The organism is Mesorhizobium sp. M7A.F.Ca.CA.004.04.2.1, from assembly GCF_004022825.1.
Lineage (GTDB): Bacteria > Pseudomonadota > Alphaproteobacteria > Rhizobiales > Rhizobiaceae > Mesorhizobium.
Genome location: NZ_RZPH01000999.1, coordinates 1 through 2159 on the forward strand (window position 1 = coordinate 1; position 2159 = coordinate 2159).

A 2159-nucleotide genomic window follows, 5' to 3' on the forward strand; every position below is an offset into this window, starting at 1 on the left:
AGGTTGGAATACGTACGGCGATGCGCCGCAGCAGGCTGCCGTTGCGCGCAATGGCCTCGAGACTGGCCGCGCCGGATGTGTCGGGGGTTGAAAGCTTCATTGGGTCCTCGGCTATGAGAGCACCACCGATGCCGCATCGGTGCTCGCCTCTCGGCATGTCCAAACCCAATTCCCGCTTGAACGGAAGCTAACCCCGCGTCAGATTTTGTGCAATGCACAATGACCTGAGCAACTGCAAAAATCACGTCGACGAGCGGCGCTCCTGCTTGGCCGGCGCCATCCAGATCTCCGCGTCGAGCCGCTTCGTCGCGAGGCCGCGGGCGATGGTCCCGGCACTGCCGGCGCTCTTTGCCGCGGCAGCTGCCTGACGCTTGCTGATCAGCAAGCCGTCGGCCAAGGCGCGGTTTCCCGAAAAGACCCGGGCCAGGAATGGCGTGCGACTGGCTCGCGTGCGCGAAAACCGTGCCGCCATGGTCTGCCTGGCCGTGTGGGCGACAACTTCATCGATCCAGCCCTCCACCAGCCGCGCGCCCGGCTCCAGGAGCAGCAACCAATCCCCCTTGGCCTGGCGGATGCCGGCAGCGACACCGCCCGTCACGTACTGACAGCCGGCATGCTCGGCCACACGATGCGTCTGGTCGGTGGAGCCTGTGTCGCAGACGATGACTTCACGCACCACGCCCTCGACCGCTCCGCCAATCAGCGAGGCGAGCGTGCGGGCGAGGCCCTCCTCGTCATTGCGGGTTTCGATGAGAACACTGAGCATCCTTAGCCGAATAGCGGAAAGCGCCGGACAGCGCCAGTTTTTGCATCGCACCATAGAAAGTTCTTGCTTTGTTCCCACCAGTAAAATAGGAATAATTTCATGAACAGAGCGATTCGACACAACACGGACAGTCCCTGGGAGCGGGCGAAAATGGAACAGATCGTGCGCGCCGACATTGCAGCTTTCGGAGCAGGAAGAGCCGAGATGGCCAACGCGATGGTCGAGCAGAGCGGCATGCGTGTCCGCCCGGACCGCAACCGCGGCAGGTCGGCTGGCATCAATCCGTCCGGCCGGTTCGAGCCAGTCAGCCGGCACGTGTTCGACGATGGCTGGAATTCGCTGGAAGAACTGCCGCCTTTCAAGACCGAAGTGCAGGTAGAGAAGCCGCGCACCATCATCACCCGCAACGAATCGCCCGACATTTCCTTCGACCGTTCCATCAACCCCTATCGCGGCTGCGAGCATGGCTGCGTCTATTGCTTTGCCCGCCCGACGCACGCGTTCATGGGCCTGTCGCCGGGTCTGGATTTCGAATCCAAGCTGTTCGCCAAGCCTGATGCGGCGCGCTTGCTCGACAAGGAGCTTTCGAAGGACAGCTATCAGCCGCGCACCATCGCCATCGGCACCAACACCGACCCCTACCAGCCGATCGAGAAGCAATACCGGATCATGCGCGAAATCCTCGAAGTGCTGGAAGCGCGCGGCCATCCGGTCGGCATCGTGACAAAGTCCGCTCTGGTGACGCGCGATATCGATATCCTGTCGCGCATGGCCGAACGCGGGCTCGCCAAGGTAGCGCTGTCGGTGACGACGCTCGACCGCATGCTGGCGCGCACCATGGAGCCGCGCGCGTCGACGCCGACCAAGCGGCTGGAAGCGATCCGGCAGCTTTCGGATGCCGGCATTCCGGCGTCGGTCATGGTGGCGCCGATCATTCCGGGCCTGACCGATCCGGAGATGGAACGCATCCTCGATTCCGCATGTGCGGCGGGCGCGCGCGAAGCGGGCTACGTGATCCTGCGGCTGCCGCTGGAGGTCAGCCCGATCTTCAAGGATTGGCTGCTGCGTCATTATCCCGACCGCTACCGCCATGTGATGTCGCTGGTCCGGTCGATGCGTGACGGCAAGGACTACGATTCGGAATGGGGCAAACGCATGAAGGGCGCCGGTCCCTATGCCTGGCAGATCGGCCGGCGCTTCGAGATCACAGCCAAGCGGCTCGGCCTCAATGCCGAACGGCGCACGCTGCGGACCGACCAGTTCGTTGCCGCCGGGAAAGACCAGGTGCAGTTGACGCTGCTTTAAGAGACAATTCGTCGCGGTGGTTTGATCCGTCGCGGCACCAGAATCCCGTCCGGCCTGCCCCGGCCTGCAGACGGTGCCCTCCCGGTCC

2 protein-coding genes are annotated in these 2159 nt (G+C 63.6%); one reads left to right on the forward strand and one right to left on the reverse strand.

Annotated features, from left to right (window positions below; all coding sequences use genetic code 11):
* Window positions 1–241 precede the first annotated feature (241 nt).
* Entirely contained in the window at window positions 242–766 is a 525-nt protein-coding gene (locus tag EN893_RS30345; protein ID WP_127272328.1) for a glycosyltransferase, read from the reverse strand.
* Window positions 767–916: 150 nt separating this feature from the next.
* Here EN893_RS30345 and EN893_RS30350 point away from each other — a divergent pair, with 150 nt between their 5' ends.
* Entirely contained in the window at window positions 917–2071 is a 1155-nt protein-coding gene (locus EN893_RS30350) for a PA0069 family radical SAM protein (protein ID WP_127270954.1), read from the forward strand.
* Window positions 2072–2159: the final 88 nt, after the last annotated feature.